We start from the raw sequence: 3,223 nt of genomic DNA, 5'->3' as shown, positions 1-3,223 counted from the left end.
CCTGCTGCTTCACTGAGGAACGATTCCCCAGCCGTCATCGCACATGACGGCACCGGAGGCCGCATAGTGCTCTCAGCGCCGTCTGCCGCAATCCGGCCCTTCACGAGAGGGGATTGGATGGCCGGCCCAAAAGACACGCCGGGAATAAATGACAAAGGCAGGAGGACATCGGCCCCGGCCATAGGCTGACCCTTCAGACACGGAAATCTTCATGTCCGAAGAACAACGTCTCTCCGACGCCCGCAATTTCATCGCCAACTGCGATGCGGCTCCGCTCGGTTTTTTTCCCGGTGAGCGCTGGGGCGCACTGGTCCACGCGGCGGAATTTCGCGCCGGAGAAAAATAAACGGCTCGCCCTCGATGCGATGGATGCCCTGTCCGGTATCGCGCGCTCTCACGGCGCAACGGGTATCAACTCGACGGTTTGATCGTCATCCTGTCGCTCGAGGCAGACTACACGACTCCCACCCGCAGCCGTCTCGGGACGACGAGATTTCGGGCGACGAGAGGCGTTTCGGGACCGGACCGCATCCATCGTCGGACCTCATCGAAGCCGGTCCGGAACCAGGATTTCGAGCAGTATCCGTGCTTCTTCCGGGCGGGGTATTTGTGTCCCATGAGCTGGGCTGCAGCACGGCAGATGAGGGCGATGGCAATAGCGGTTATGGCGATGAGCAGAGACAACCTGGACGCGAGCGTCAGGCGGGTGTCCTCCAGGTTCAGCCCCCGCGTCTTGCTGTCGGCGAACAGGCACTCGATGAGCCAGCGCTTCTTGTACTGCCGCAGGATGTGCGCGCCAGTGGCTGGATAGGGCGAAGCCACCACGAGAAGCTCGCCGCCCTTGATACGGCGCGCACCGAAGTGGAGCTCGAGGTCGGGGTGACTCGCTCTGCCAGGCAGGACGGCCGTGAAGCCCCGCACACCCCTGCACCGTGACAGCAGGGAGCGCAGGTTCAGCTCGCGGCCGTTGGTACGGACTATCTGGCCCTCCTTCATGCGGATCGCGAAGGGGATCTCCTGCTCGACGAGAAAAGTGAACCATTCCTGACCGATGAACTCACGATCCGCCAGCAGCACCCGAACGGTTGAGGCGTCGAAATACGCGAGATACCGCTTCATCAGCGCGATGCGCTGCGCGGTCGTGCTGTTGCCGGAATGCGGGAGCATGGTCCACATCAGCGGGACGCGGAACTTGACCGTGATGACGGCCAACACGAGGACGTTAACGTCGGTCTTGCCGATCTTCCAGTTGGTGCGGTCGAGACAGAGATGCCAAGGGCGAGGATTGCCGAGCAGCGAGATCACGATGCCCACGCTCCAATCCTCGGGCAGGCACACGTGTTGGAAGAAACGTTGCAGACGGCGATAGGTCGATGCAACCATGGCGCGACTTGGCCGCTCGCTCGCGATATGCGTCAGGTTCACCGTTCGGGCGCTGATCATGCCAAGCAGGATCATGCAGAGCGTCTCGAGCCGTGACTTGCCCAACGGCACATGCGGAGTTAGCGTTTTCTGGAGATCGGCGAGAGCACGGATATTCAAGGGACCGTTCCTTTGGCGAGGTCGAGTCCACCAGAAGAATCTCTCTTGCCGGTCTCGGCCACCCCAAAAACGGCTGTGTCGTGTAGTCTGGCCTTCTCGTGAATTATCCGGGTTAATTGCGAAACGCATTCAGCATCAGGCACGCGATCTTGCCGCGCGAAATCCTGGACCAGATGTGCTGGATCGGCGCGTGTCGTCGCCCTTCGGCTATGTGTTCCGTCCCGGATGATCACCTTTCCCCGCGACGATCCGCTCTGTTCATGGCAAGATCGGTTCTGAGGGACCTTCGAGACGGGGCACGACCATGCTGATACATCTTCACAAGCAGGCCACGACCACGCCGAAGGTGCGGGCGGCGATCCAGGCGAGCACGGAGCCTGCTCCGGTCCTGGCCGAGCGCTTCGGCATAACGGAGCAGACCGTTTACAAGTGGCGCAAGCGCGACAGCGTCGCGGATCGCAGCCACACGCCGCACAGGCTCCAGACGACGCTGACACCACCGCAGGAGGCCGTCGCGGTGGCCCTGCGAAAGGCGCTTCTGGTGTCGCTGGATGATCTGCTGGCAGTTGTGCGGGAGTTCCTGAACCCGAACGCCTCGCGCTCGGGGCTGGATCGCTGCCTGCGCCGGCATGGAGTGGGGAACCTGCGCGACCTGAAGGCCAAGGCGGCCAAGCCGAAGCACAGCGCCTTCAAGGCCTACGAGCCGGGCTACCTCCACATCGACGTGAAANACCTGCCGCAAATGGCCGATGAGACCCGCCGCCGTTACCTCTTCGTGGCCATCGACCGGGCGACCCGATGGGTCTTCATCCGTGTCTTCCCGGCAAAGACCGCGGCCAACGCACGGCGCTTCCTGCGCGATCTGGAGCGCGCCTGCCCGATCCGCATCCGCACCATTCTCACCGACAATGGCAAGGAGTTCACCGACCGCCTTTTCGGCCTGCGCAAGCGGACTGCCACGGGAGAGCACGCGTTCGACGCGCTTTGCGCCGCCCTCGACATCGACCACCGCCTGACCCCGCCGAAGTCGCCGCAGACCAACGGAATGGTCGAGCGCTTCAACGGCCGGATCGAAGAGGTCCTGCAGAGCCACCATTTCCGATCAGGCGAGGACCTGGAGACCACGCTCCACCGATACGTCTGGCTCTACAACCAGCAGCTCCCGCAATCAGCGTTGGCCAGCAAGGCGCCCTTGCAGGCCATGAAGGACTGGCACAAAATCAAGCCAGAACTGTTCAAGAAACAGCCATACTACCTTCCGGGATGTGACGCTTAACCGCTAGTTCGATGCCTTGGCCGAGGAACGCCGCACATGATCCGCACCTACAGTACCGCGCAAAGCCGATTGCATCTCAGTGATGTGGCCGATGGTATCGATTTGGACGCCACATGGATCGATCTCTTGAGCCCCGACCCCGAGGAGGTGCAAGCGGTGGGGGCCCGTCTCGGGATCGGCATTCCCGACCGCGCCGACATGGAGGAGATCGAGGTTTCCTCGCGCCTGTACCGCGAGAACGGTGCCGCTTTCATGACGGCGATCCTGCCGGCACATACCGATGGCGACGATCCGGAGATGGCGCCCGTATCGTTCATTCTGTGCGGCGAGCGATTAATCACGGTGCGCTACCACGATCCCCGTGCCTTCACGACCTTTCCGAACCAGGCACAGAGGACTGCGATG

Annotated in this window: 4 protein-coding genes; 3 read left to right on the top strand and 1 reads right to left on the bottom strand. The window is 62.4% G+C overall.

Annotated elements, in window-relative coordinates:
- Nucleotides 1-211 precede the first annotated feature (211 nt).
- Nucleotides 212-346, top strand: coding sequence for a hypothetical protein (locus JSE7799_RS22065; protein WP_275934905.1), 135 nt, complete (start codon nucleotides 212-214; stop codon nucleotides 344-346).
- A gap of 107 nt (nucleotides 347-453) precedes the next feature.
- Here JSE7799_RS22065 and JSE7799_RS14700 read toward each other — a convergent pair whose 3' ends face one another.
- Nucleotides 454-1,542, bottom strand: coding sequence for an IS4 family transposase (locus JSE7799_RS14700; RefSeq protein WP_055664280.1), 1,089 nt, complete (start codon nucleotides 1,540-1,542; stop codon nucleotides 454-456).
- Between the two features lie 304 nt (nucleotides 1,543-1,846).
- On the opposite strand from JSE7799_RS14700, the gene JSE7799_RS14695 reads away from it, so the two are divergent.
- Together JSE7799_RS14695 and JSE7799_RS14690 are read left to right on the top strand one after the other, a co-directional pair.
- Entirely contained in the window at nucleotides 1,847-2,818 is a 972-nt protein-coding gene (locus JSE7799_RS14695; RefSeq protein ID WP_055664279.1) for an IS481 family transposase, read from the top strand.
- A gap of 36 nt (nucleotides 2,819-2,854) precedes the next feature.
- Nucleotides 2,855-3,223: CorA family divalent cation transporter (locus JSE7799_RS14690; protein ID WP_275934904.1), on the top strand; the 369-nt coding region annotated here is incomplete at its 3' end.

Origin of the sequence: Jannaschia seosinensis, assembly GCF_001408515.1 — a bacterium.
Lineage (GTDB): Bacteria > Pseudomonadota > Alphaproteobacteria > Rhodobacterales > Rhodobacteraceae > Jannaschia > Jannaschia seosinensis.
The sequence above is the reverse complement of the archived record's forward strand: the minus strand, read 5'-3'. Positions and strand labels throughout refer to the sequence as shown.